Genomic DNA, 24,040 nt, shown 5'->3' with positions numbered 1-24,040 from the left:
CAGCGCCCGTTCCGTCACGCATCGTGGCCGGGCTGGGTCACCACGTTTTCCCAATTGTTGCCGGCCGCGATGATGCAGCTTGTGCCGGCGACATCGGTGACGACGATCGTCCAGGTTCCGCTCTCAGCGACAAAGACTTCCATGATCGCGGTCTGACCGATCAGCCCGAACGCAAACTGCTTTTCCTGGAAATTCTCGCTCAGATGCGCGACGAGAACGCCGTGCTCAACGCAGAACTGGTACTGGGCACTGGCGGCACTCGTGCCCATCGCCAGTGCACCGGCAAGAACCAGGGTCTTCACCCAAGCTGACAGAGATTTGCGTGCCATAAAGCACCTCCTTTGCCATCGCGTCCCGGCAAGAAGAGGTGGTTGACGGCCTCATTTTGCCGGGGCGACCCAGGCCGGTTCCGACGTCATCATCGCGTCGCTCCTTTCTGTGTTCCGGTCTGCCGTCCAGCGGATGTTCCCGCTATGTTCCATATATGGTGCTGGCCAAGGAAAATAACAAGCGGGCGCCGCGCGGGGACGCCCGCTTGTTCCCTTTTGGATCCGAAAAACAGGCGCGGTCTGGCCATGCCGAAACAGCCTTGGAAAACCTTCAGGTACCCGGCAGGGCAGCCACCATCGTCGCACCGTCCCGACCTTCGCCCGCCATGATGGTGCAATTCTGACCTTGCGTGTCGGTGGCAAGGATCGAGACGAGTCATCTCACACCTCCTTGCACCGGTGACGCTCGAAGCAATCGCCACCGCCCATCGATTGATCCGCCGGCCCTCCGCGGCGGCGCTTGGCGAGGTAAAATCACCGCTGCCCGCATGGTTCCATCACATTAGCATTCCGGCAGATACTGGCCGCGATCCGTAATCCCAGAAAGCAAAAGGCCCGGTTCCTGGCCGGGCCTTTGATTGTCGATATTCGAAACGGATCAGTTCATCGTCGGGATGACGAACTCGGCGCCCTTGATGCCGGCCCGCGCGCCCGCAGCCGAAGGCGAGGACGCGCAAGCGAAGAAACGTCCGGCTAGTTCATCGTCGGGATGACGAATTCCGCGCCATCCTTGATGCCGGACGGCCAGCGCGAGGTGACCGTCTTGGTCTTGGTGTAGAAACGGAACGCGTCCGCGCCGTGCTGGTTGAGGTCGCCGAAGGACGACGCCTTCCAGCCGCCGAAGGTGTAATAGGCGATCGGCACCGGGATCGGCACGTTGACGCCGACCATGCCGACCTGGACCCGCGAGGCAAAGTCGCGCGCCGCGTCGCCGTCGCGGGTGTAGATGGCGACGCCATTGCCCATTTCGTGGTCGTTGGCGAGCTTGATGGCGTTCTCGTAGGTCGGCGCGCGCACCACCGAGAGCACCGGCCCAAAGATCTCTTCCTTGTAGATGCGCATGTCGGCGGTGACGTTGTCGAACAGGCAGCCACCCATATAGTAGCCGTTCTCGTAGCCCTGCATGGAGAAGCCGCGGCCGTCGACGACCAGCTTGGCGCCTTCCTTGACGCCGATGTCGACATAGCCCTTGACGCGCTCCAGCGCCTGCGCCGTCACCAGCGGGCCGAAATCGGCGGATGAATCCGTCGACGGGCCGACCTTGAGGCTCTCGACGCGCGGGATCAGCTTTTCCATCAGCCGGTTGGCGGTGTCGTTGCCGACCGGCACGGCCACCGAGATCGCCATGCAGCGCTCACCGGCCGAGCCATAGCCGGCGCCGATCAGCGCGTCGACGGTCTGGTCCATGTCGGCGTCGGGCATGATGATCATGTGGTTCTTGGCGCCGCCGAAGCACTGCACGCGCTTGCCGGCTGCGGTGCCGCGCGAATAGATGTAGTGGGCGATCGGCGTCGAGCCGACGAAGCCGACGGCCTTGATGTCCGGATCGTCGAGGATGGCGTCGACCACTTCCTTGTCGCCATTGACGACGTTGAGGATGCCGGCCGGCAGGCCGGCCTCGAGGAACAGTTCGGCGATGCGGATCGGCACGCCCGGATCACGCTCGGAAGGCTTCAGGATGAAGGCATTGCCGCAGGCGATGGCCGGGGCGATCTTCCACAGCGGGATCATCGCCGGGAAGTTGAACGGGGTGATGCCGGCGACAACGCCGAGCGGCTGGCGCATCGAATAGACGTCGATGCCGGGGCCGGCGCCGTCGGTGAATTCGCCCTTCATCATATGCGGCGCGCCGATGCAGACTTCGACCACTTCGAGGCCGCGCTGGATGTCGCCCTTGGCGTCGGCGATGGTCTTGCCGTGCTCGCGCGCCAGGATGTCGGCCAGCTGGTCATAGTCCCTGGCGACCAGTTCGAGGAATTTCATCAGCACACGCACGCGGCGCTGCGGGTTGGTGGCGGCCCATTTCGGCTGTGCCGCCTTGGCGTTTTCGACCGCCGCGCGCAGTTCCGCCTGCGAAGCCAGCGCCACCGTGCCGCGCACGGAGCCGTCCATCGGCTGCATGACGTCCTGCTTGCGGCCGCTGGTCCCGGCGACATGCTTGCCGCCGATGTAATGACCGTATTCGATCATGATCTCTCTCCCTTGTTTTGTATGAGGCATTGTCCGCCTTTGCCGGGGCGATGGCAACGCGAGCCAGAACGCAACCGTTGTGCAGAAAATAGAGTGCGGTGAGTGGCTGTGCATCAATTGCTGCAAATGATAGGGTGCAGCTCGATAACAGCAGGGATTGAGAGACTGCGTTCCTTCACACCCCCCTCTGTCCTGCCGGACATCTCCCCCGCAAGGGGGGAGATTGTCAGCTTCAGCGCCGGTGCCTCCTTTGCGGCGATGAAGATTTGCGAAGGCGGGCAGGACATCCGATCTCCCCCCTTGCGGGGGAGATGTCCGGCAGGACAGAGGGGGGTGGGCGGGAACGCGGCGCTCGTTACTAACGCGGACCACCCCCATGAACTGGGATGACGTCCGCATCTTCCTCGCCGTGGCGCGCGCCGGCCAGATCCTCGGCGCGGCAAAGCGCCTTGAACTCAACCACGCCACCGTCTCGCGCCGCATCGCAGCGCTCGAGGAAGCACTCAGGACAAAACTTTTTCGCCGTCTCACCACCGGCAGCGAACTGACACCGGCCGGCGAACGTTTCCTCGACATTGCCGAGCGCATGGAGAGCGACATGATCGCCGCGCGCTCGACAGTGGCCGGCGAAGGCGACGACATCTCGGGCACGGTGCGCATCGGCGCGCCCGACGGCTTCGGCGTCGCCTTCCTGGCCAAGCACCTCGGCCAGCTGACGACACTCCACCGCGAACTCACCATCCAGCTGGTGCCTGTGCCGCGCTCGTTTTCGCTGTCCAGGCGCGAGGCCGACATCGCCATCACCGTCGAGCGACCGACCGAGGGCCGGCTGGTGGCGGGCAAGCTGGTCGACTACACGCTCGGCCTGTTTGCCTCCCGCACCTACGTCGAGGCGCATGGCCTGCCGCAAACGGCAGCCGCGCTTGGCCAGCATACGCTGATCGGCTACGTGCCCGACCTCATCGTTAGCCCCTCGCTCGACTATGCGGCCGAGTTCAGCGCCGACTGGCGCACCAGCTTCGCCATCTCCTCGGCGCTTGGCCAGGCCGAGGCGGTGCGCTCCGGCGCCGGCATCGGCATCCTGCACACCTTCGTCGCCCGCTCCATGCCGGAGCTGGTGCCTGTCGACATCGTGGCCCCGATCCGCCGCGCCTACTGGCTGGTCTATCACGAATCGGTGAGGCCGCTGCGCCGTGTCCAGGTGGTCGCCAATTTCATCACCAAGGCAGTGGAGCGCGAGCGAACGCTGTTCGTCTGAGCGCCTTGCCCTTGCCACAAAATCGGCCAGTGTGGCATCCGCCACCGAGCGGTAAGCGCCGGGTGGACCACATTCGAAAGCTGGCGCGGAAACAATGCGAGTCGTTCTTGCCATCCTGCCGCTGGTTCTCCTGTCGGGCTGCGCCAACCCCTGGACCAAGGTGCCCGAAGCGGAATGCCGAAGCCGATCCGCTATGCCCTGGCCCGCCCCTCGCCTTTCGTCTTCGGCAATTATTGCGGTCCGGGCACACGCAGCGGCGACCTCTCGTTGCGGCCGGTCGACCGTCTCGATGCCGCCTGCCAGACCCATGACGCCTGCTACATCGCCCGCCACGATCATTGCGATTGCGACGGCGCGCTTGTCGCCTCGGCAAGGGCGATCCGCGACGACAAGACCGAGCGGAGGACGATGCGCAACGAGGCCGAGCTTTTGATCGCCACCTTTGCTGTCCCCGTCTGCAAAGTATTTCCGCAGGGCTTCATGCCGCCACGCGATCCCGCCCAGCTCAAGACGATGAACGGGGCGACAGGGTGAGCAGGCACAATATCGGATACCTGGCCCTGCTCTGGCTGGCGGTGACAGCGCTGGCCGGTTGCGCCGGCCCGCATGGCCGCACATGCGACTTCTTTTCCGGCGAAACCGCCTGCACGCGCCCGTCTTTGTCGGCCAAGGCGCCTGGACCGGACATCGCGGCTGCCCAGTATTTCGGCACCCCTGGCGAGAGCGATTACGAGAAGCAGTTCCTGGCGCTGCTCGCCCACAACGAGATCGGTGCCATGGACCGGGCGAACGGCACGGGCCCCTTCGGCCACGACCGCCACGACATCGCCAACAGCGATTTTCAGGCGACATACCGGACGCTGGAGCGGCTGGCAAAGCCTGTCTCCGCAACACAGGTGCCGCCGACGCACGGCAAACCTGGTGAAGGCCACTTCACGGCGCGCTGGCGGGTGTCGCGGCAGACGCTTTATGTCGATGCCGCGGCTCGGCCTTCCGAGGCGAAGACGTTCACCTTTTCCGGCCTGCAGGCACGCTCGGTCGAGATCGTGCTGCGCCAGGCCGGCAGCCAGGCGGTCGACATTGGCGGCACCTGCGACGGGGCGCTGGCGATCCGCGCCGGCGGCCGCTCCCGCACCATAGCCCAGGGTTCGGCCTTCAGCTTCCGCCTACCGGCAAGCGACACCTCGATCAGCCTGTTTCCGGACGAGACCCTGAACCGCTGCGACTTGAAAATCCGCTCCAGCCGGGCGCCGGCCGGCGCGCCGCTCACCATCTTGCGCGAAGAGAACGCCGATCCGGCGCTTGCCGCACTCGACAGCCTCTACGAGCGCTGCCCGGAGCCTGATCCGGCGTGGCTGGAGGAACTCGACCGCGTCTTCTACGCCAGCCGCTGGCTGTCGCAGACCTGCGCGATGCCGCTCCGGCAGCCGCGCCTGCTGCGCAAATCGCGCGACGGTTTTAACGCCAAGGTCGAAGCCTTGCTGGGCGCGACGCTGCCGGACAGCGCATTCGACAAGGGCGACCCGGAATTGCCGCTCGATTTCTCGCACGCGCCAAAGCTCAGGCTGATCTATCTGTCGTCGCTGGAGTTCAAGGCGGATTTTTCCGGCCGCGTCATCGAGCGGCTGATCCGCCACCACGCCGCTTTGGGCACCAAGGTGCGCATCATGGTGACCGACGTGCTCGAGCGCGAGAAGGACGACGCCATGCTGCACCGGCTGGCGGCGGAGTTCCCCAATGTCGAATTGCAGGAATACCGCTGGCAGGCCGACCGCGGCGCGCCGATCGACGAGCAGTTGTCGCAGCTGCACAAGACCCACCACGTCAAGATGCTGGCGACGCTGGCCGAAGACCCCGGCCGCTCGCGCGTCATCATCGGCGGCCGCAACATCCATGACGGCTTCCTGTTCCACAAGCCGGTCGACCTGTCGCGCTACCCCTATTTGCAGCAATACGGCAAGACCGATGGTTTCTCGCTGAACTACTATTCGAACTGGAGCGACTTCGACATCGAGATCGCCGACCCGGCAACAGTCGAAACGCTCGCCGCGCATCTTTCGACCCTGTGGCTGCACGATGCCGACACCAACATCTCCCGGCCCTTCTCCATTCCGGTCCGTACCCGTGGCCGGCAACCGTCAGGCGTGGCGCGGCATTTCATTTCCGTGCCCTATGAGGACGGGCATGCGCTGGAGGATTACTTCGTCGAGCTGGTCGACACCGCCGAGCACCACATCCAGATCGTCAATCCCTATCTCAACCTGACGCCGAAGCTCGCTTTGGCCTTCGACCGGGCGCTGGCGCGCGGCGTGAAGATCGATATCGTCGGCCGCATCGACCTCAAGGGCGACATCGGCGGCAAGTTCCTCACCGCGCTCAACAAGCTGTTCGTCGAGAAATATGGCGACCGCATCGACATCCGCGAATTCAAGGCGCCGGACGTCGTGCTGCATTCCAAGATCATGATGATCGACGAAAGGCTGGTGACGATCTCGTCGGTCAACCTCAACAACCGCAGCTTCTTCCACGACTCGGAGAACGGCATGATGGTGCTCGATCCCGCCTTCTACCGCCGCATGAAGCCAATCTATGACGACTATCTCGCCCATTCGAACCCGGTATCCACCAAGGTGACGATCCCCTGGGCCTACCGGCTGCTGTTCTCAGAGGGCTGGGTGAAGCAGGCGTTCTGAAGCAATTCCAGGAAAAGTGTCCAGCGGTTTTCCGTCCGGAATTGCATCAAACAAAGAGATAAGCGTGATCTCGAACCGAAGCTTCGGTAAATATCATGCTCAAAAGCTACTTCAGATAGCGGTCTGGGCTGAGGTCGCGCGCGTTGATCTCCGGCACCCGGTTGGAGATGATGTCGGCCAGCACCCGGGCCGAGCCGCAGGCCATGGTCCAGCCGAGCGTGCCATGGCCGGTGTTGAGGTAGAGGTTGGACAATTCGCTTTGGCCGACCAGCGGCGGCCCGTCAGGCGTCATCGGCCGCAGGCCGCACCAGAAGCTCGCCGCCTTGAGGTCACCGCCGCCCGGAAACAGATCGCCGACCGAATGCTCGAGCGTGCGCCGGCGCGTTTCGTGCAGCCTGAGATCGAAGCCAGAAATCTCCGCCGTGCCGCCGACGCGGATGCGGTCGCCAAGCCTGGTGATCGCCACCTTGTAGGTCTCGTCCATCACAGTCGAGACGGGTGCCGCGTCGGCGTCCTTGATCGGCACAGTGATCGAATAGCCCTTGACCGGATAGACCGGGATCGGCCGCTTTACTTTGCGCATGAACTGGGCCGAATAGCTGCCCATCGCCATCACATAGGCGTCGGCCGATCGTCCGCCCTTGTCGGTGTTGATGTGTTTGATGCGATTGCGGGTCCTGACGATGTACGAGATCGTCGTCCCGTATTCGAAGGTCACGCCGCGCGCCACGCAGAGCTCGGCCATGCGGTCGGTGAACATCTTGCAATCGCCGGTCTCGTCGCCGGGCAGCCTGAGGCCGCCGACGAATTTGCCGCGCACGCCGGCCAAGGCCGGCTCGGCTCCGATGCAGCCTTCGGGATCGAGAAGTTCATAGGGGACGCCGTATTTCTTCAGCACCTCGACGTCGCCGCCGGTGCCGTCGAGCTGCTTTTGCGTGCGAAACAGCTGCAGCGTGCCTTTGGTCCGCTCGTCATAGGCGATGCCTGTCGCCGCGCGCAGCGCCTTCAGCGTATCGCGGCTGTATTCGGCCAAAGGCACCATGCGCGACTTGTTGAGCGCGTAGCGCTCGGCCGTGCAATTGCGCAGCATCTTGAGCAGCCATGTCCACATATGCGGATCGAAGGCCGGCCGCACCACCAGCGGACCATGCTTCATCAGCAGCCATTTGATCGCCTTCAGCGGAATGCCAGGCCCTGCCCAAGGTGAGGCATAGCCCGGCGAGACCTCGCCGGCATTGGCGAAGCTGGTTTCCAGCGCCGGCCCCTTCTGGCGGTCGAACACCGTGACCTCATGGCCGGCCTCGGCGAGATAATAGGCAGTGGTGACCCCGATCACGCCGCCGCCCAGCACGAAGATCTTCATCGCATCGCTCTCCACGACGACGTCTCGTCAGGCCGGGTCGTCATGCTCTGTCTGCCGGATTTTCGAGCGCCCGCCAAGTACCGCGTGGCTATCCGTGCACGTAGCGCCGATGAAAGCGGGCTCCGAGGCTGGTCAGGATTTCATAGCCGATCGTGCCGGCATGGCCGGCCGCCTCGTCGACGCTCTGCGACGGGCCGAGCAGTTCGACAAGGTCGCCCTCGCCGAGCGTGCCCACGGGGAGCGCGGAAATGTCGAGGATGATCGAATCCATCGATACGCGTCCGAGAAAGGGCAGGCGGACCGCACCGAGCCAGGCGGCCGAGGCGGCGCGGCGATGCCAGCCGTCGGCATAGCCGAGCGAGATCGTCGCCGCTTCCAACGGGCCGGTTGCACGAAAGGTATGGCCATAGCCGACGCCGGCGCCCTTTTCGAGGCTGCGCGTCTGGACGATTTTCGCCTGCAGCCGCACCACCGGCAGCATCGGATTCGGTTCGCTCGGCGTCGGATTGATGCCATAGAGCGCCGCCCCCGGGCGGACGAGGTCGAAATGAAAGGCCGTCCCCAGGAAGATGCCGGACGAATTGGCGAGCGAGGCAGGGGCCTCGGGCAGCATCTTGCGCAATCGTTCGAAGGTCAGCCACTGCCGCTCATTGGCCGGATGCTGTGGCTCGTCGGCGCAGGCGAGATGGCTCATCACCAGGACGATTTCGACACCGTCGAAAGCGCGCGGATCGGCTGCGATTGCCTGCACCTCCGCCGGCGGCATGCCGAGCCGTGACATGCCGCTGTCGACCTGGATCGCGGCCGGCAGCTTGCGGCCGGCCTGCTGGCCGGCTTCACCCCAGGCCTTCAGCCGGCCGGCGCTGTTGATGACGGGAACCAGCTCCGCCGCAACCGCTTCCGGTTCCGAGCCAGGCGGCAGGCCGTTGAGGACGTGGATCGCCGGTCCGGGGCCGAGCGCCTTGCGTAGCGCCAGGCCTTCGGCCAGCAGCGCGACGAAGAAAGTGGTGCAGCCCTCGGCCGACAGCGCCCTTGCCACGGGGGCTGCGCCCAGGCCATAGCCATCGGCCTTGACGACACCGGCGCACGGCACGCCGCCCAATTGCGCCTTCAGCCGCCGGTAGTTTTCACGGATGGCGCCGAGATCGATGGCCAGGATGGCGCCGGCTACCGCTTCACTGACCGGCTCACCTTGCGTGGCAATGCTTTCGGGAACGTTTTTGGAGGCGTCGTTCATACCGACCCTGTGCGAAGCAGCTCAGCATCCATAAGACCACGAAACCGACGCAGCGACCATGCGCGATCGCGCTGGTTACGCCACCAAATGCCGGAACGCCGCCACCACGTCTTCATAGACCTTGCGCTTGAACGGCACGATCAGGTCGGGCAAGTCGCGCATCGGGCGCCATGCCCATTGGTCGAACTCGGCCGTGTGGCCGCCCGGTGGCGGGTTGATCTGGATCTCGCTCTCGTTGCCGTGAAAACGATAGGCGAACCATTTCTGCGTCTGGCCGCGATAGCGGCCTTTGAAGGCGATGCCGACCAGATGCGCCGGCAGGTCGTAATTGATCCAGTGCGGCGCCTCGGCCAGCAGCGAGACGCTGCGCATGCCGGTCTCCTCGTAGAGTTCCCGCTCGGCCGCCTCGAGCGGATCCTCGCCCTTGTCGATGCCGCCCTGCGGCATCTGCCAGAGCTGCGTGGTGCCGGCGAATTCGCTGTCCGGCTCGGCGATGCGGTGACCGATCCAGACCAGCCCCTCGCCATTGAGGATCATCAATCCGACACAGGGGCGGTAAGGCAGCGTCTCGGGATCGACCGGTTTTGTCTTCGCCATCAGTCAGTCTTTCCAGCTTTCCGCCGCTTTTGAGAATTCGCTCGGGAGAGAATTATCGAGAACGGCTGCTAGCCTTTTTGCGGATCGATGGCCACCGCCGAAATCGGCACGATCTCGATGCCACGCTTCTTGGCTTCCGTCACCCAGGACGACACGGTGTCGACCGTCAGATCGAACGCCGAGCCGATGCCGACGGCGGAACCCTTTGCCCGCGCCGTGGCCTCGAGTTCGTCCAGCTTCTTAAGGATGGCGCCGCGGTCCTGCACCGCATCGATCGACGTGTCGCCGGCGACGAAAGGCACGCCGTCCTTGAGCGCCAGATCGGGTGCCAGGCTGCGCGCCGACGAACCATCGTCGACATAGGCAAGGCCGCGCTTGCCTAGCTCGGCCATGAACGGCCCCATCGCCGTGGAATCGGCCGAGAAGCGGGCGCCCATATAGTTCATCACGCCGGTATAGTTGGTGGTCCGCGACAGCGCCCAGTGCAGGCTCTTCAAATTCTCGTCCGGGCTCGCCGCCACCGTCAGCGTGTTGCGGCCGGGATTGACGTTTGGATAGTCGAACGGCTCGAGCGGTACCTGCATGACGATCTCGTGCCCGCTCTGCCGCGCCGCCTGCATCCACCGGCCGATGCTGTTGCCTTGCGGGGCAAAGGCCAGCGTCACCTCGGCCGGCAGCTTGGCGATGGCCGCCTGGGTACCGGTCTGCGACACGGCGAGCCCGCCGATGACGATCGCCACGCGCGCGCCGCGCGATCCCGACCACGGCCGCGCATAGACGTCGAACGGACGCCTGCCGTCGGCGGCACGCATCGGCAGCGGCCCGGTTTCGCTGGTCTCGATCAGCGCCTTGTCCGGAATATGCGCGATCTTCAGGTTCTGGCCGACCGCCGAGGGGTCGCGAATGACGATCGCCGCCTTCGGCGGACCGTCGCCTTCTTCGGTCTGCACATGGATGATCTGCGGCCCGCCGGTCTTGGGCGGGGCTTCCTTGGGCGGCGTTTCCGTCTTGGGCGCCGCCGCCTCGGCAACCGGCGCTACGGCGGGCGCGGCCGTCACCTTCGGCGTCGAAACGGCAACCTCTTCCGGCTTGCGGAACGGCTTTTCGCGCAGCGCGATCGCGCCGGAGATACCGACCACGGCCAGCACGGCGAGCGTGGCCCCGACCATGCCGGCGTTGAGCCCGCGCGACGCGGCACGCGGCGGCCGGATCGTCTGTCCGAGCGGGCGTTCTATGTCCTTGCTGATGTCAGCCAACTTGTGTCCCCGGAAGCACGACCCTTAAGTGAAGTCACTTTTTACGAGACATGCTGCGCAAAATTCGCAATCGCCGGCGCGTTAACCCAGACGCGTGGCGCTCCAACCGCGTTCCCCCGAATCAAACTGCCGGAACCTCGCGGCCCCGGCAGCATCGCATTGCTTCGATCGGGCGGCCAGAGCCTTGCCCTGACCACTCGGTCCTTACTGGTTGAGCACGGCCTTGTCCGGATTCGGCGGGAATGCCGGATCGGTCTTCTGGCCGCGCAGCAACTCTTCGGCATAGATCAGCTGCAGATCGTCCTTCGGATCCGGCGGCACATAGGCGGCCGAGCCGGAGCCGGTCGAACCCTCGTCAGCGCCCTTGATATGGCCCTTGAGGTCCGATTCGCCGCGCGTGAGGTCCCTGCCCTGCAGATCCGGCGGCAGCGGCTGCTCGACCTTGATGTCGGGCGTGATGCCCTTGCCCTGGATCGACTTGCCGGAAGGCGTGTAATAGAGCGCCGTCGTCAGGCGCAGCGCGCCATTCTCGCCGAGCGGGATGATGGTCTGGACCGAGCCCTTGCCGAAGGACTGGGTTCCGACCACCGTGGCGCGGCGCAGGTCCTGCAGCGCGCCGGCGACGATTTCCGAAGCGCTCGCCGAGCCGCCATTGACCAGCACGATCAGCGGCTTGCCCTTGATGTCGTCGCCCGGACGGGCGTCGAAGCGGGTGACGTCCTTCGGATCGCGGCCGCGCGTCGAGACGATCTCGCCGCGGTCGAGGAAAGCGTCGGACACGCTCACGGCCTGATCGAGCAGGCCGCCCGGATTGAGGCGCAGATCGAGCACAAAGCCCTTGAGCTTGTCGTTTGGCACCTGCTTCTTGATGCTGTCGATGGCGTTCTCGAGGTCGTCATAGGTCTTTTCGGTGAACGAGGTGATCTTCATGTAGCCGATGTCGTTCTCGACCCGGAACTTGACCGCCTTGACCTTGATGATGTCGCGCACGACGGTCAGCTCGATCGGCTTGTCGGCGCCCTGGCGAAGGATGGTAAGCTTGATCGGCGTGTTGACCGGCCCGCGCATCTTCTCGACGGCGTCGTTGAGGGTCAGGCCGCGCACCTCGTCGCCATCGATCTTGGCGATGTAGTCGCCGGCAAGCACGCCTGCCTTGGCGGCCGGCGTGTCGTCAATCGGCGTGATCACCTTGACCAGGTCGTTTTCCATGGTGACTTCGATGCCGAGGCCGCCGAATTCGCCCTTGGTCTGCACGCGCATGTCCTGCGCCTGCTCGGCATTCATGTAGGAGGAGTGCGGATCAAGCGAGGTCAGCATGCCGTTGATGGCGTTTTCGACCAGCGACTTGTCGTCCGGCGGCGTCACATACTGCGCCCGGACGCGCTCGAAGATGTCGCCGAAGATCGCCAGCTGCTTGTAGGTCTCGGAGCCCGCAGCGTTCGCCGTCGAGCCGGGTGCGCCGTAGACCAGGCTCATCGCAGATGCGCCCATCAGCGCACCGGCAAACAGAAGCGACAGTTTCCGCATCATCTCACGTCCTTCCAGAAAATCGGTCCACCCACCATGGGGCCGGATCGACGGGTTTTCCATCCTTGCGGAACTCGACGTAGAGCTCCGGCGTGGCATTTCCATTCTTCGAGGCCGAGGTGCTCGCCACCCGGGCCTCTCCCATCGCGCCGACCGGCTCTCCTGCGAGCACCGGCTGGCCAGTCGCGACGCTGATTCTGCTCATCCCCGCCAGGACGACATGATAGCCGTCGCCTGCGTTCAGGATCAAGAGTTGACCATAGGAGCGAAAAGGTCCCGCATAAAGCACATTTCCATCCGCCGGCGCGGTGACGATGGCGCCCGATTGTGTCGCAACCATGTCACCAAGCATCACCGCGCCGTTACCGTCATCGGTGCCGAAACGCTGTTTTATCTTGCCGATGACCGGCAGCGCGATCTGTCCCTGAAGCGCCGAAAACGGCGCTGAAGCGGTCAGCCGGTTGCCTTCGGGGACCGGCAGTGCAGCCAGTTCCGTCTGCGCCGGAGCCCCTGCTTGTCCGGGAACCTCTTGCGCCGGAGCCGTGTCGCCGTCGGCCGATTTCTGCTCGCCGGCCTTGGCCTGGTCCGCCGCCTTGCGCGCCTTGTCGGCCTCGAGCGAGGCGATCAGCTCCTTCAGGCTGCCGGCCTTGGCCGCCAGTGCCTCGGAGCGCTGCTTTTCCGCCGCCAGCGCCGTTTGCGTGTCGGCTTCGAGCCTCTGTTTGGCTTCAAGCAGCATGGTGAGCCGCTTCTTTTCCGCCGTCTGCTCGCCGACCGCTTCCGTCAGCCTGGCGCGCTCGGCCTCGATCGAGGCCGTCACCCGCGTCTGTTCCTTGAGGTCGGCCAGCAATATATCGGTCTGCTGGCGCAGTTCCGGCACCACGGCGCCGAGCAGGATGGCGCTGCGCACCGACGACAGCGCATCTTCCGGCTTGACCAGGATTGCCGGCGGCGGATTGAGCCCCATGCGCTGTAGCGCGCCCAATACCTCGGCCAGCACGTCGCGCCTTGCGTTCAGCGAGGCGCGGATCTTCTGCTCCTCGCCCTTCAGCCCCTCCAGCTTGGCGCCGATGTCCTCGATGTCCTGGCCTAGCTTCTGCTCGGTCATCGCCGACTGGATCAGCGCCGCGGTGATCGAGGCATGATCCTTCTTGACCGCCGCGATGTCGGCCGCAAGCTTGGCCAGCCGCTCGGAAGACAGCGTGATCTCCTTGGAGACCTGCTCGTATTCGGCGCGGCTCTTGTCCGGATCGGGCGCCAGGTCGAGCGTGTTTTCGGCCCTGGCGGCACCGAGCGACAGCACGAACGCCGCCGCCGCAATGCCGCAGCCGCGCAGAATGCTCGCCCTGGTTCGTCCAATTTCAGACATTGAAGCCCGACTCTATGCGTGGCTTCGTTAACGAACAATCAACCATGTTCGATAGGTTTGCCAATGGCGCACAATATGCCGCCGCATTGGGGCGGAAATCCGGGCGGCGGGCACCGATGCACAGGATTCGGCCTGGTCTAGGAGCGATGATAGGGATGTCCCGAAAGGATGGTGGCGATCCTGTAGAGCTGTTCGCCCAGCATCACCCTCACCAGCAGATGCGGCCAGGTCAGCGCGCCGAACGACACCACCAGATCGGCCTGGTCGCGCAGCGACTGGTCGTGGCCGTCGGCGCCGCCGATGGCGATGACCAGCGCCTTGCGGCCGCCGTCGCGCAGCAGGCCGATCCGGCCGGCGAAATCCTCGGAGGAAAAGCTTTTGCCGCGTTCGTCGAGCAGGATCAGCGCGGTGCCTTGCTGCAGCTGCGTCTGCAGCTTCTGGCCTTCTTCGCGCCGCCGCTCATTGGCGGTCTGGGCGCGGCCTTCGGCAATCTCGACAACGCCTGAGAATTCGAGCCCCACCGGAGGGCCGCTCTTGGCGAAGCGCTCGAAATAACGGTCGGCGAGCAGCTTCTCGGGGCCGGCTTTCATCCGGCCCACGGCATGAACCGTAATCTTCATCCCTGCCTCGAAGAGCCGTCGATGCATGCTGAGCGGCATGCATCAAAACAGATGCGACTCAGTGGAGCGTCTCTTCCTCGAGGTCCGGCGCCTGCCACATCTTTTCGAGATTGTAGAATTCGCGGACTTCGGGGCGGAAGACATGGACGATGATGTCGCCCGAATCGATCAGGACCCAGTCGGCACCGGCCAACCCCTCGACGCGCGCCATGCCGAGGCCGGCATCCTTGAGCGCCTTGAGGAGGTGATCGGCGACAGCCGAGACATGACGGTGCGACCGGCCCGATGCGACAACCATATAGTCGCCGAGGCTCGATTTCCCCTGAATGTCGATTGAGACGATGTTTTCGGCCTTGGAGTCTTCCAGACTGGCAAGGACTGTCTTGATGGCGCGGGACACGGCGTCGTTTACGCTGATCCCGGCCGGCGAAGGCACGATGTCGGCCTTCTTCCGCAGTGCTGTTCTCAGTGTATTTCCTTTCGCAGCAAGAACAACCAAATCACCCGCCAAATCAGGTGACACCACTTAGATAGGCAGAGTTCCGTTGCAGTTTCAAGACGTGGGTCGCGGCCGCCGCCAACGCGATGCTCTGCGTTTGGTTCCAAATGCCTGCAAATATCGGAACTTTGGGCTCATTGGCGGGTTTATCGGCTTTCCCCCCAAAATCGGATTTCCCAGAATGCCTATCGATCCTCAGAACACGCTCCTCACCGTGCAGGCGGGCCTTGCCCAACTCAGCACCCTGATCGTCTCCTACTCATTCTCCGCCATCGGCGCCGTCATCCTGCTCGTTGTCGGCTATATCGTGGCCGGCCTCGCCGAGCGCTCGATCTCCGGCGGTCTGAAACACATCCATGGCTTCGACGCGACGCTGCGCCATTTCTTCTCAAAGATCGTCCGCTACGCCATCCTGATCCTCGTAGTCATCATGGTGCTCGGCCAGTTCGGCGTGCAGACCGCCTCGATCATCGCCGCCGTCGGCGCCATCGGTCTCGCCATTGGCCTGGCGCTGCAGGGCACGCTGCAGAACATCGCGGCCGGCATCATGCTGCTGGCGCTCAGGCCGTTCCGCATCGGTGAATATGTCGAGGTCGGTGCCATTTCAGGAACCGTCGAGGAGGTCGGCCTGTTCGCCACCAGGCTACGGACGGTCGACGGCGTCTACGTGCTGGCGCCCAACTCGACCCTGTGGAACCAGCCCGTCCGCAATTTTACCCGCAACGGCGTCCGCCGCGGCGACATCACGCTCACCATCGGCTCGTGGAACGACATCGATTTCGCGCAAAAAACGATGCTCAGTGTCGCGGCCGCCGAACGGCGCGTCAGGCGGGAATCGGCGCCGATCGCCTTCGTCTCGACCGTCGGCGACACCGGCGTCGCCGTCTCCTTGCGCTACTGGACCTCGGCGGCGGATTTCTTCGCCACCCAGATCGATCTCACCAAGCGCATCAAGCAGGCCTTCGATGCCGAAGGGCTTTCGATTCCCGCGCCGCCGCCGGACGCGCAGCGGCCGGAACCCTCCAGCACCCGGCAATAGCGAGGCACCTTCAGCTGTCGCGCTGCTGATCCGGCGCGAAGGCAAGCTCCACCGGCAACGGTGCCTGCGCGCTCATCGGCGCGAAGCTGCCGGTCTCGGCCGTCGGCACCGGCTGCGTTGTCAGCACCCGCCACAGCACGAACAGGCAGAAGGCCGAGGCGATGACGATCGCCACGTAGATGAAGGCCTGTGTGCCATAGAGGGCGGAAAGCCCGGTCACGATGCCCGGCACGACGAAGCCCGACAGCGACCAGGCAAACAAAAGCGAGCTCGACAGCGCCACCATGTCATTCTTGCTGGCGCGGTCGGCGGCATGCGCGCTGGCCAGCGAATAGATCGATTCCGAGGCGCCGTCCCACACGATGTAGATCACCACCAGCGCCGCAAGCGCGCCGCCATCGAAGCCGATGGCAAGCATGCCCGCCGCCACCGCCAGTGCGGAGGCGGCGATCAGCACATAGCGCCGGTCGGTGCGGTCGGAGATCCAGCCGAGCGGTATTTGCAGGATCAGCGTGCCGAGCGGCATCGCCGCCAGGAGCAAGGCCACATCGGCCTGGCTGTACCCCTTGGCGGTGGCATGGATCGGCGCGAAGCCCGAGATCGCCATCGAAAGGCCGCCGACGGCCAGCATGCCGGCGACGCCGACCGGCGAGATCCGCCAGGCGCGGCCGAGTGCCACCGACGCTGCCTGTGGCGCTGGCGGCTGGGCAAGCCGCGTCATCCCGACCGGCAGGATCGACAGAGCGGTAAACGCGATGCCGATCAGCGGCGCGGCCGCGGTCTGGATATCGATCGCCGCCAGCGTGGCATAGCCGACGCCGAGCCCGGCGACATAGGCGACGTAGAACACCGCCATCACCCGACCTCGAATGCTGTTGGCGACCGCATCGTTGAGCCAGCTCTGGGCGACGATGAACAGCCCGCATATGGCAAAGCCGTAGAGCGCCCGCGCCGCGATCCACAGCAGCGGGTAGGTCCCGGCGCCAATGGCGGCATTGGAGAGCGCAATCAGCGCCGACAGCACCATGAAGGCGCGCGCGTGTCCAACCCTGCGCACCAGCGGCCCTGTCAAGATGCAGCCGGCAAGGCCGCCTGCGGAAAGGCCGGTGATGATCAACCCGGCCCAGGTTGGATCGAACCCCTCGACGCCAAGGCGGACCGGGATATAGGCGAACATCAACCCGTTGCCGACCGCGATCAGCGCCATCGACAGCACGACGCTGGCAATGGCGATCAGCGGCGCCGGCGGGTTGCCATCTTCCGAACCGGTTTCGAATCGATTTTTCTTTGAAATCGCCATGCCCGGTCAGGATCGCCTACCAAACGAACAAACGCAGCCGCAAATGCGACATGGCCGGGCGGCCTGGTCAGTCTTTTGCAGCCTTGCGAATGGCGCTTGACGACAGCGACGAGCGCGGGCCGTGGATGAAGGTCCAGGCTGGCGCCTTCATGCGGGCGAGGCGTGGCGCGTCGCCCTCGTCGACGCGGGCATAGTCGAAGGTCTTGGCGACGACCGAAGACAGGAAGGAGAGCGTGGCCCCTGGCCGGTCGATGACGGCGATCGGGAAGGTCATGACGATCTGGCGCCAACGCTGCCAGCGGTGGAAGTCGCGCAAGCTATCGGCGCCCATGATCCAGACGAAGTCGACGCCGGGATTGCGCGCCTTGACCAGCGCCAGCGTGTCGGCGGTGAAACGGACATGGTGTGCCGCCTCGAAGGCGGAGACCTTGATCTTCGGGTTCTTGGCGATCTGCTCGGACTGCTGCAGGCGCTCGCTGAGCGGCGCCAGTTCCCGCGTGCTCTTCAGCGGATTGCCTGGCGTCACCATCCACCACAGCTGGTCGAGCGCCAGCCGTCTCAGTGCGATCTCGGCGACCAGCGCGTGACCTGCATGCGGCGGGTTGAACGAGCCGCCGAACAGCCCGACGGCAAGGCCTTTGCCGGCGTGCGGCATGTGGAGGTAGTGGGAGGGGACGGCGGGGTCAGAAGGGGACAGCATGGTGCTAGGCACCCCCCTCTGTCCTGCCGGACATCTCCCCCTCAAGGGGGGAGATTGGCAGTTTCACCGACGGGAGAAATTCTGCAACGCTGGTAGTTGTCGAAACCGGAAAGGACAGTCGATCTCCCCCCTTGAGGGGGAGATGTCCGGCAGGACAGAGGGGGGTGGCTGGGCGCAACCTTCAAGCCCTTGGGGCGAAAAACGTCACGGCCTCACCTGGCCAGACCCGCGCACGCGGTATTTGAACGAGGTCAGCTGTTCGACCCCGACCGGGCCGCGCGCGTGCATCTTGCCGGTGGCGATGCCGATCTCCGCGCCCATGCCGAACTCGCCGCCGTCGGCGAACTGGGTCGAGGCGTTGTGCAAGAGGATCGCCGAATCGATCTCGTTGAAGAACTTTTCGACCACCTGCGCATCCTCGGCTACGATCGCCTCGGTGTGATGCGAGGAAAAGGTCTCGATATGCTCGACCGCACCGGCAACGCCGTCGACCAGCTTTACCGCAAGGATGGCATCGAGATATTCGGTCACCCAGTCGGCTTCGGTCGCCGGCCTGGCGTCGAAGAACAGCTTCAGCACCTCTTGATCGGCGTGGATCTCGCAGCCCGCCGCGCGCAGCGCATCGAGGATCGGAACCAAATGGGTTGAAGCGACGGCACGATCGACCAGCAGCGTCTCGGCGGCGCCGCAGACGCCGGTGCGACGCATCTTGGCGTTGACCGCGATCCTGACCGCCATGTCGAGATCAGCGGAACGGTCGATATAGAGATGGCAGATGCCTTCGAGATGCGCGAAGACCGGCACACGCGCCTCGCTCTGCACGCGCCCGACCAGGCTTTTTCCGCCGCGCGGAATGATCACATCGAGATTGCCGGAAAGCCCCTTAAGCATCTCGCCGACGGCGGCGCGATCGGTGGTCGGCACCAGCTGGATGGCATCTTCCGGCAGGCCGGCCGCCTTCAGCCCCTCGACCAGGCAGGTATGGATGGCGGCGGACGAATTGAGCGAATCCGAGCCGCCGCGCAGGATGACCGGATTGCCGGCCTTGAGGCAGAGCGCCCCGGCATCCGCCGTCACATTCGGCCGGCTCTCATAGATGACGCCGACGACGCCGAGCGGCGTGCGCACGCGCTCGATCTGCAGGCCATTCGGCCGCTCCCATGCGGCGATGACGTCGCCGACGGGATCCTTAAGTTCGGCGATCTCGCGAATACCATCGGCCATCGCGCGGATGCGCGCCGGATCGAGCTTCAGCCGGTCCATGAAGGACACGGAAAGCCCGGACTCGTGACCATTCGAGACATCGAGGGCGTTGGCGTCGAGTATCTCCTGCTCGCGACGCAGAATCGCGTCGGCCATGGCAACCAGCGCGGCATTCTTGGACTCGGTGGTGGCAATGGCCAGCGGTCGGGCGGCCGCGCGGGAGCGACGGCCGATATCGGCCATCAGCGCAACAGTGTCATCCCCGGATTTTTCATGCAGCTTCAGCATGCTCATCCTCCGCTGGATATTTGGCCGCCAGCCAATACTTGGTCGCCGGCCTGTACTTGGTCACCCGCATGGCTCACCACAAGGTCGTCACGGTGGATCATCGCCGAGCGCGCCTCATAGCCGAGCACCGTTTCGATCTCGGCCGTCTTCAGGCCTGCGATCCTTACGGCATCGGCGGCATCATAGGCAACCAGCCCGCGTGCGATCTCGCGGCCCTCTGGCGACAGGATTGCCACTGTGTCGCCGCGCGAGAAATTGCCGCTGACCAATTTGACGCCGGCCGGCAGCAGCGACTTGCCCGACATGAGCGCACCGATGGCGCCGGCATCGACGGTGAGCCGGCCCGCCGGTTCGAGCTGGCCGGCGATCCAGGTCTTGTAGCCCTTCACCGGGTTGGCGCTTGGTTTGAAGAAGGTGGCGCGCTCGCCGCGTTCGATCGCCATCAGCGGCGACAGCCTGGTGCCAGAGGTGATGATCATGGCGGTGCCGGCGGCAGTCGCAATCTTGCCGGCGTCGAGCTTGGTGCGCATGCCGCCACGCGACAGTTCGGACGCGGCAGCCCCGGCCATCGCCTCGATATCGGGCGTGATGCGGTCGACCACCGGAATGAATTTGGCTTGCGGGTCGCGCGCCGGCGGTGCGGTATAGAGCCCGTCAATGTCGGAGAGTAGCACCAGAAGGTCGGCGCCCATCATCGTTGCCACGCGCGCGGCCAGCCGGTCGTTGTCGCCATAGCGGATCTCGGAGGTCGCCACCGTGTCGTTCTCGTTGATGACCGGCACCGCCTTCATCTTGAGCAGTGTCGAGATCGTCGCCCGTGCGTTGAGGTAGCGGCGGCGCTCCTCGGTGTCGCCGAGCGTCAAAAGGATCTGGCCCGATTTCAGGCCGCCCTTGCCAAGCGCATCCGACCAGGCGCCGGCCAGCGCGATCTGGCCAACGGCGGCGGCGGCCTGGCTCTCCTCAAGCTTCAGCGCCCTTTTTCCCAGGCCTAAAATGGTGCGGCCGAGTGCGATGGCGCCGGACGACACGACCATCACCTCCGCGCCGCCATTGGCCAGCACGGCGATGTCGTCGGCCAGCGAATCCAGCCAGTCGCGCTTCAGCCCCGTCGTCCTGTCGACGAGCAGCGCCGAGCCTATCTTGACGGTGATACGCCGGTATTTCCTCAGCGACTGCATGGTCATTGCCAGCGCGTGCCAACCGGAACGACGACCTTGTCGCGCGCCTCGGCAACAACGGCCATCAGCGCCCGTTGCACCGCCTCGACGCCTTCGCCGGTGACGGCCGAAAGCAGCATCGGCGCGCGGCCGGCGGCGCGTTTCAGCGAAGCCGCCTTCTTCTTGCGCTCGTCGGCATCGAGAATGTCAACTTGGGACAGCGCCAGGATCTCGACCTTCTCGATCAGCCCGTTGCCATAGGCATCAAGCTCAGCGCGTACCGTCTTGTAGGCCTTGCCCGGATTTTCCTCTTGCGCGGAGACCAGATGCAGCAGCACCCGCGTGCGCTCGACATGGCCCAAAAAGCGGTCACCGATGCCGACGCCCTCATGTGCGCCTTCGATCAGGCCGGGAATGTCGGCGATGACGAATTCGCGGCCGTCGATGCGGGCAACGCCGAGCCCGGGATGCAGCGTGGTGAAGGGATAATCGGCGATCTTCGGCTTGGCCGCCGTCACCGCCGCCAGGAAGGTCGACTTGCCGGCATTGGGCAGGCCGACCAGGCCGGCGTCGGCGATCAGCTTCAGCCGCAGCCAGATGTTCATCTCCTCGCCCGGCAGGCCGGGATTGGCGCGGCGCGGCGCCTGGTTGGTCGAGGTCTTGAAATGCTGGTTGCCGAAGCCGCCATTGCCGCCCTTGGCCAGCAGGAAGCGCTGGCCGACCACGGTGAGGTCGCAGATCAGCGTCTCGTTGTCCTCTTCGAAGACCTGGGTTCCGGCCGGAACCTTCAGCGTCACGTCGGCGCCCTTGGCGCCGGTCATGTTGCGGCCCATGCCATGGGTGCCGGTCTTGGCCTTGAAATGCTGCTGGTAGCGATAGTCGATCAGCGTGTTCAGCCCGTCGACCGCCTCCAGCCAGACATCGCCGCCGCGGCCGCCATCGCCGCCATCCGGCCCGCCGAACTCGATGAATTTTTCGCGCCGGAACGACACCGAACCGGCGCCGCCGTCGCCGGAGCGGATGTAAACCTTGGCTTGATCGAGAAATTTCATCGGATTTTCGGGTTTCTGCTAGTGGGCTTGCGCGATTGCTCTAAACCAAGGCGAGGCGAAGGGCGAGGCCGTTTTGCGAAGGATTGCGCCGACGCCGGCTTTTGCTGAGGCGCGGGACGCGGTAGCACTGTGAGCCTGCACGTGCCCCGGCGAAGGTCGATTTCGGTATTCGGGGCAGAACGCCGGGCCGGGGAATGCTGGCATGAAGCTTGTGACCTACAACATCCAGTACGGCATCGGGCTCGACGGCCGCTACGACGTCGCCCGCATTGCCGACGCCGTGCGCGGCGCCGACGTGATCGCGCTGCAGGAGGTTACCCGCAACAACCCCAGGAACGGCAACCACGACATGGTGGCCGAACTCGGCGACGCGCTGCCCGATTACTTTGCCGCCTATGGCAGCAATTTCGAGGTCAATGTCGGCTCTCACCTGGAAGCTGGCCGCGCCATCACCACGACGTTCCAGCTCGGCAACATGGTGCTGTCGAAAACGCCCATTCATCTGTCGCGCAACCTCCTTTTGCCGCGCAGCCGCAGCCTGGAAGCGATGAACTTCCAGCGCGGCGCGCTGGAAGCGCTGATCGAAACGCCGCTCGGCTTCATCCGATTCTATTCCACCCATCTCGACCATCGCAGCCCGGTTGAACGCCAGGGCCAGATCCGCTTCCTGCGCCAGCGTCTGCTGAACTATGCGCTGGAAGGCGGCGGCCTGTCCGGCATTCCCGAGATCGGTCTGCCCGACCTGCCCTATCCTGAAGCCTTCATCGTCATGGGCGACTTCAACATGCTGCCCGGATCGCCCGAATATGTCGAACTGGTCGGCCGCCCGGATCATGAGTTCGGCATGCCGCTCACCGCCGACCTCGCCGTCGACGCCGCCCAGCGCCTCGACACGGCCGATCTCGTCACCTGGGTCGATCCCAAACGGCCCGACGATGTCAGCCGCCACAAACGCATCGACTATGTCTTCACCTCAGCCTCGCTCGCCGGAGCGCTGAAGCGCCTGTGGGTCGACCGGCAGGCGGTCGGTTCGGACCATCTGCCGGTCTGGCTGGAGACAGCTTGACCCCAAGTCCGCAACTGACTTTGCCTATGCTTTCCAAACCCTTGGTTTCGGGCCATGCGCCGAGGTGTGTCGAGATTCAGGTCAGGCCGCGCCGGAGTCGAAGACGGGCGCGAGCGACCAGAATGGTGGTCTCCGAGAACCGGAGCGGAGCGTACTTAAAGTACGTGAGCACCGGAAGCGCAGGAAACCGCCATTCGCAGGCCGGCCTCACCTGAATATCGACACACCTAAAAGTGCACCCAGTTCCTGAGGCTCGTCCACGTCTTCCTGTCGAGGCGGTAGCGCTCGACCGGCACCTGGCCGGCGACGATCGAGTTCAGCATGCCCTGGCCGGCATACTGGAACCCGCACTTGTGGATGACCCGGCGCGAGGCCGGGTTGATGACCCGCGTCGAGGCTTGCAGCACCTGGGTCGAGGTCCTCTGGAAGGCGAGGTCGACCAGAGCGTGCGCGGCCTCGGTCGCATAGCCGCGCTTCCAGTAGGGTTCGCCGATCCAGTAGCCGAGCTCCAGCCCACGATCGGTGGTGTTGAGGCCGGCGCAGCCGACGAAAGTGTCGGTTCCCGCCAGCGTCAGCGCATAGACGATGCCGGCGCGGCGCGATGCCGTCATGGCGAGGAAGGCGCGAGCCTCGGCCTCGCCGTAGGGGTGCGGCATGCGGGCCAGCATTTCGGCGATATGGCGGTTGTCGGCGAGCGCCACCAATTGCCTGATATCGCTTTCGCGCGGGCGCCGCATGACCAGCCGCTCGGTGGCCAGTACCGGGCAATCTATCGCGTAACTTTCGTCGTCCGTGTCGTCCGCTTCGGCAACCATGTCAAAGTCCTCCAGGCGCAAGAAAAAGGGGAGATGGAAACCCATCTCCCCTGATCCTTTTCCTGGCCTGGCCAGACACCGGTTCCCGAGATGGGCGCCGGTGTTGTGGTGCGGAACCGGCTACTCCGCTGCTTTGGAAATCGGGTTCACCGATACGTAGGTTCGGCCGTTGGCTTTCTTGTTGAAGGTGACTGCGCCAGCTTCCAGCGCAAAAAGGGTGTGGTCCGTGCCCATGCCGACATTGACGCCGGGATGCCACGAGGTGCCGCGTTGACGAATGATGATGTTGCCCGGAATCACGGCTTCGCCGCCGAACTTCTTCACGCCGAGACGCTTGGAATGCGAGTCGCGACCATTGCGCGACGAACCGCCAGCTTTCTTGTGTGCCATCTAACTAACTCCGATGCGCCCTGAGGGCGCTTGAATGGTCTTATGAACGCGTTCGCGTTCCGTTTCAAGTCCGATCCGGCGAGCGTTTCGCCGGT

Annotated in this window: 22 protein-coding genes; 5 read left to right on the top strand and 17 right to left on the bottom strand. The window is 64.8% G+C overall.

Annotation, left to right across the window (positions count from 1 at the left end):
- Positions 1 to 14: 14 nt before the first annotated feature.
- Together DH08_RS26030 and DH08_RS26025 are read right to left on the bottom strand one after the other, a co-directional pair.
- On the bottom strand, positions 15 to 329 hold the full coding sequence (locus DH08_RS26030) for a hypothetical protein (RefSeq protein ID WP_192182004.1): 315 nt from the start codon (positions 327 to 329) through the stop codon (positions 15 to 17).
- Between the two features lie 693 nt (positions 330 to 1,022).
- A complete protein-coding gene (locus tag DH08_RS26025) occupies positions 1,023 to 2,519 on the bottom strand; it encodes a CoA-acylating methylmalonate-semialdehyde dehydrogenase (RefSeq protein ID WP_192182003.1) in 1,497 nt (498 codons plus the stop codon).
- A gap of 376 nt (positions 2,520 to 2,895) precedes the next feature.
- Here DH08_RS26025 and DH08_RS26020 point away from each other — a divergent pair, with 376 nt between their 5' ends.
- From DH08_RS26020 to DH08_RS26010, 3 genes are all read left to right on the top strand, one after another.
- Entirely contained in the window at positions 2,896 to 3,777 is an 882-nt protein-coding gene (locus DH08_RS26020; RefSeq protein WP_192182002.1) for a LysR family transcriptional regulator, read from the top strand.
- Positions 3,778 to 3,951: 174 nt separating this feature from the next.
- The gene (locus DH08_RS26015) at positions 3,952 to 4,311 is read left to right on the top strand and encodes a phospholipase A2 family protein (protein WP_246801003.1); all 360 of its coding nucleotides are present in this window, start codon (positions 3,952 to 3,954) and stop codon (positions 4,309 to 4,311) included.
- Positions 4,308 to 6,470 (top strand): phospholipase D-like domain-containing protein, encoded by a 2,163-nt coding sequence (locus DH08_RS26010; protein WP_192182001.1) that lies wholly within the window; start codon positions 4,308 to 4,310, stop codon positions 6,468 to 6,470. Before DH08_RS26015 ends, DH08_RS26010 begins: the two co-directional genes overlap by 4 nt.
- A 106-nt stretch (positions 6,471 to 6,576) precedes the next feature.
- Here DH08_RS26010 and DH08_RS26005 read toward each other — a convergent pair whose 3' ends face one another.
- The 8 genes from DH08_RS26005 to rsfS all read right to left on the bottom strand — a co-directional run bounded on the left by DH08_RS26005 (position 6,577) and on the right by rsfS (position 14,872).
- Positions 6,577 to 7,833, bottom strand: coding sequence for a D-amino acid dehydrogenase (locus tag DH08_RS26005; RefSeq protein ID WP_192182000.1), 1,257 nt, complete (start codon positions 7,831 to 7,833; stop codon positions 6,577 to 6,579).
- 88 nt (positions 7,834 to 7,921) lie between these two features.
- Positions 7,922 to 9,070, bottom strand: coding sequence for an alanine racemase (alr, locus tag DH08_RS26000; protein ID WP_192181999.1), 1,149 nt, complete (start codon positions 9,068 to 9,070; stop codon positions 7,922 to 7,924).
- Positions 9,071 to 9,145: 75 nt separating this feature from the next.
- The gene (locus tag DH08_RS25995) at positions 9,146 to 9,667 is read right to left on the bottom strand and encodes an RNA pyrophosphohydrolase (RefSeq protein WP_192181998.1); all 522 of its coding nucleotides are present in this window, start codon (positions 9,665 to 9,667) and stop codon (positions 9,146 to 9,148) included.
- A 68-nt stretch (positions 9,668 to 9,735) separates the two neighbouring features.
- Positions 9,736 to 10,923, bottom strand: coding sequence for a divergent polysaccharide deacetylase family protein (locus DH08_RS25990; RefSeq protein ID WP_192181997.1), 1,188 nt, complete (start codon positions 10,921 to 10,923; stop codon positions 9,736 to 9,738).
- A gap of 204 nt (positions 10,924 to 11,127) precedes the next feature.
- Positions 11,128 to 12,453 carry a S41 family peptidase gene (locus DH08_RS25985; protein WP_192181996.1) on the bottom strand — a complete coding sequence of 442 codons (1,326 nt, stop codon included), beginning with the start codon at positions 12,451 to 12,453 and terminating at the stop codon, positions 11,128 to 11,130.
- Between the two features lies 1 nt (position 12,454).
- Positions 12,455 to 13,816 (bottom strand): murein hydrolase activator EnvC family protein, encoded by a 1,362-nt coding sequence (locus tag DH08_RS25980; protein WP_192181995.1) that lies wholly within the window; start codon positions 13,814 to 13,816, stop codon positions 12,455 to 12,457.
- Positions 13,817 to 13,953: 137 nt separating this feature from the next.
- Positions 13,954 to 14,436 carry a 23S rRNA (pseudouridine(1915)-N(3))-methyltransferase RlmH gene (gene rlmH, locus DH08_RS25975; RefSeq protein ID WP_192181994.1) on the bottom strand — a complete coding sequence of 161 codons (483 nt, stop codon included), beginning with the start codon at positions 14,434 to 14,436 and terminating at the stop codon, positions 13,954 to 13,956.
- Positions 14,437 to 14,494: 58 nt separating this feature from the next.
- Positions 14,495 to 14,872 carry a ribosome silencing factor gene (gene rsfS / locus DH08_RS25970; protein WP_006206388.1) on the bottom strand — a complete coding sequence of 126 codons (378 nt, stop codon included), beginning with the start codon at positions 14,870 to 14,872 and terminating at the stop codon, positions 14,495 to 14,497.
- A 244-nt stretch (positions 14,873 to 15,116) separates the two neighbouring features.
- Here rsfS and DH08_RS25965 point away from each other — a divergent pair, with 244 nt between their 5' ends.
- Positions 15,117 to 15,974, top strand: a complete 858-nt coding sequence (locus DH08_RS25965; protein ID WP_192181993.1) for a mechanosensitive ion channel family protein — start codon at positions 15,117 to 15,119, stop codon at positions 15,972 to 15,974.
- 10 nt (positions 15,975 to 15,984) lie between these two features.
- On the opposite strand, the gene DH08_RS25960 is transcribed toward DH08_RS25965, so the two are convergent.
- From DH08_RS25960 to obgE, 5 genes are all read right to left on the bottom strand, one after another.
- Positions 15,985 to 17,274, bottom strand: coding sequence for an MFS transporter (locus tag DH08_RS25960; protein WP_192181992.1), 1,290 nt, complete (start codon positions 17,272 to 17,274; stop codon positions 15,985 to 15,987).
- Between the two features lie 67 nt (positions 17,275 to 17,341).
- Positions 17,342 to 17,974: a nicotinate-nucleotide adenylyltransferase gene (locus DH08_RS25955; RefSeq protein WP_192181991.1), complete on the bottom strand. Its 633-nt coding sequence runs from the start codon at positions 17,972 to 17,974 to the stop codon at positions 17,342 to 17,344.
- A 204-nt stretch (positions 17,975 to 18,178) separates the two neighbouring features.
- Positions 18,179 to 19,465, bottom strand: coding sequence for a glutamate-5-semialdehyde dehydrogenase (locus tag DH08_RS25950; protein WP_192181990.1), 1,287 nt, complete (start codon positions 19,463 to 19,465; stop codon positions 18,179 to 18,181).
- Between the two features lie 2 nt (positions 19,466 to 19,467).
- Positions 19,468 to 20,643: a glutamate 5-kinase gene (gene proB / locus DH08_RS25945; RefSeq protein WP_192181989.1), complete on the bottom strand. Its 1,176-nt coding sequence runs from the start codon at positions 20,641 to 20,643 to the stop codon at positions 19,468 to 19,470.
- Between the two features lie 2 nt (positions 20,644 to 20,645).
- The gene (obgE, locus tag DH08_RS25940; RefSeq protein WP_006206379.1) at positions 20,646 to 21,674 is read right to left on the bottom strand and encodes a GTPase ObgE; all 1,029 of its coding nucleotides are present in this window, start codon (positions 21,672 to 21,674) and stop codon (positions 20,646 to 20,648) included.
- A 202-nt stretch (positions 21,675 to 21,876) separates the two neighbouring features.
- On the opposite strand from obgE, the gene DH08_RS25935 reads away from it, so the two are divergent.
- Entirely contained in the window at positions 21,877 to 22,740 is an 864-nt protein-coding gene (locus tag DH08_RS25935; protein WP_192181988.1) for an endonuclease/exonuclease/phosphatase family protein, read from the top strand.
- A gap of 227 nt (positions 22,741 to 22,967) precedes the next feature.
- Here the strand turns inward: DH08_RS25935 and DH08_RS25930 are convergent, their stop codons facing one another.
- Both DH08_RS25930 and rpmA read right to left on the bottom strand, forming a co-directional pair.
- Positions 22,968 to 23,555 carry a GNAT family N-acetyltransferase gene (locus DH08_RS25930; RefSeq protein WP_192181987.1) on the bottom strand — a complete coding sequence of 196 codons (588 nt, stop codon included), beginning with the start codon at positions 23,553 to 23,555 and terminating at the stop codon, positions 22,968 to 22,970.
- 120 nt (positions 23,556 to 23,675) lie between these two features.
- Positions 23,676 to 23,945 carry a 50S ribosomal protein L27 gene (rpmA, locus tag DH08_RS25925; protein WP_006206376.1) on the bottom strand — a complete coding sequence of 90 codons (270 nt, stop codon included), beginning with the start codon at positions 23,943 to 23,945 and terminating at the stop codon, positions 23,676 to 23,678.
- Positions 23,946 to 24,040: the final 95 nt, after the last annotated feature.

Source organism: Mesorhizobium amorphae (genome assembly GCF_014843845.1).
Lineage (GTDB): Bacteria > Pseudomonadota > Alphaproteobacteria > Rhizobiales > Rhizobiaceae > Mesorhizobium > Mesorhizobium amorphae_A.
The sequence above is the reverse complement of the archived record's forward strand: the minus strand, read 5'-3'. Positions and strand labels throughout refer to the sequence as shown.

What these genes read in the sequence shown, in the direction of transcription:
- DH08_RS26025 (WP_192182003.1), bottom strand. Translation starts at nt 2,519, where the DNA reads ATGATCGAATACGGTCATTACATCGGCGGCAAGCATGTCGCCGGGACC.
- DH08_RS26005 (WP_192182000.1), bottom strand. Translation starts at nt 7,833, where the DNA reads ATGAAGATCTTCGTGCTGGGCGGCGGCGTGATCGGGGTCACCACTGCC.
- DH08_RS26030 (WP_192182004.1), bottom strand. Translation starts at nt 329, where the DNA reads ATGGCACGCAAATCTCTGTCAGCTTGGGTGAAGACCCTGGTTCTTGCC.
- proB (WP_192181989.1), bottom strand. Translation starts at nt 20,643, where the DNA reads ATGCAGTCGCTGAGGAAATACCGGCGTATCACCGTCAAGATAGGCTCG.
- DH08_RS25985 (WP_192181996.1), bottom strand. Translation starts at nt 12,453, where the DNA reads ATGATGCGGAAACTGTCGCTTCTGTTTGCCGGTGCGCTGATGGGCGCA.
- DH08_RS26015 (WP_246801003.1), top strand. Translation starts at nt 3,952, where the DNA reads ATGCCGAAGCCGATCCGCTATGCCCTGGCCCGCCCCTCGCCTTTCGTC.
- rlmH (WP_192181994.1), bottom strand. Translation starts at nt 14,436, where the DNA reads ATGAAGATTACGGTTCATGCCGTGGGCCGGATGAAAGCCGGCCCCGAG.
- obgE (WP_006206379.1), bottom strand. Translation starts at nt 21,674, where the DNA reads ATGAAATTTCTCGATCAAGCCAAGGTTTACATCCGCTCCGGCGACGGC.
- alr (WP_192181999.1), bottom strand. Translation starts at nt 9,070, where the DNA reads ATGAACGACGCCTCCAAAAACGTTCCCGAAAGCATTGCCACGCAAGGT.
- DH08_RS25950 (WP_192181990.1), bottom strand. Translation starts at nt 19,465, where the DNA reads ATGCTGAAGCTGCATGAAAAATCCGGGGATGACACTGTTGCGCTGATG.
- rpmA (WP_006206376.1), bottom strand. Translation starts at nt 23,945, where the DNA reads ATGGCACACAAGAAAGCTGGCGGTTCGTCGCGCAATGGTCGCGACTCG.
- DH08_RS25930 (WP_192181987.1), bottom strand. Translation starts at nt 23,555, where the DNA reads ATGGTTGCCGAAGCGGACGACACGGACGACGAAAGTTACGCGATAGAT.
- DH08_RS25960 (WP_192181992.1), bottom strand. Translation starts at nt 17,274, where the DNA reads ATGGCGATTTCAAAGAAAAATCGATTCGAAACCGGTTCGGAAGATGGC.
- DH08_RS25995 (WP_192181998.1), bottom strand. Translation starts at nt 9,667, where the DNA reads ATGGCGAAGACAAAACCGGTCGATCCCGAGACGCTGCCTTACCGCCCC.
- DH08_RS25955 (WP_192181991.1), bottom strand. Translation starts at nt 17,974, where the DNA reads ATGCTGTCCCCTTCTGACCCCGCCGTCCCCTCCCACTACCTCCACATG.
- DH08_RS25965 (WP_192181993.1), top strand. Translation starts at nt 15,117, where the DNA reads ATGCCTATCGATCCTCAGAACACGCTCCTCACCGTGCAGGCGGGCCTT.
- DH08_RS25980 (WP_192181995.1), bottom strand. Translation starts at nt 13,816, where the DNA reads ATGTCTGAAATTGGACGAACCAGGGCGAGCATTCTGCGCGGCTGCGGC.
- DH08_RS26020 (WP_192182002.1), top strand. Translation starts at nt 2,896, where the DNA reads ATGAACTGGGATGACGTCCGCATCTTCCTCGCCGTGGCGCGCGCCGGC.
- DH08_RS25935 (WP_192181988.1), top strand. Translation starts at nt 21,877, where the DNA reads ATGAAGCTTGTGACCTACAACATCCAGTACGGCATCGGGCTCGACGGC.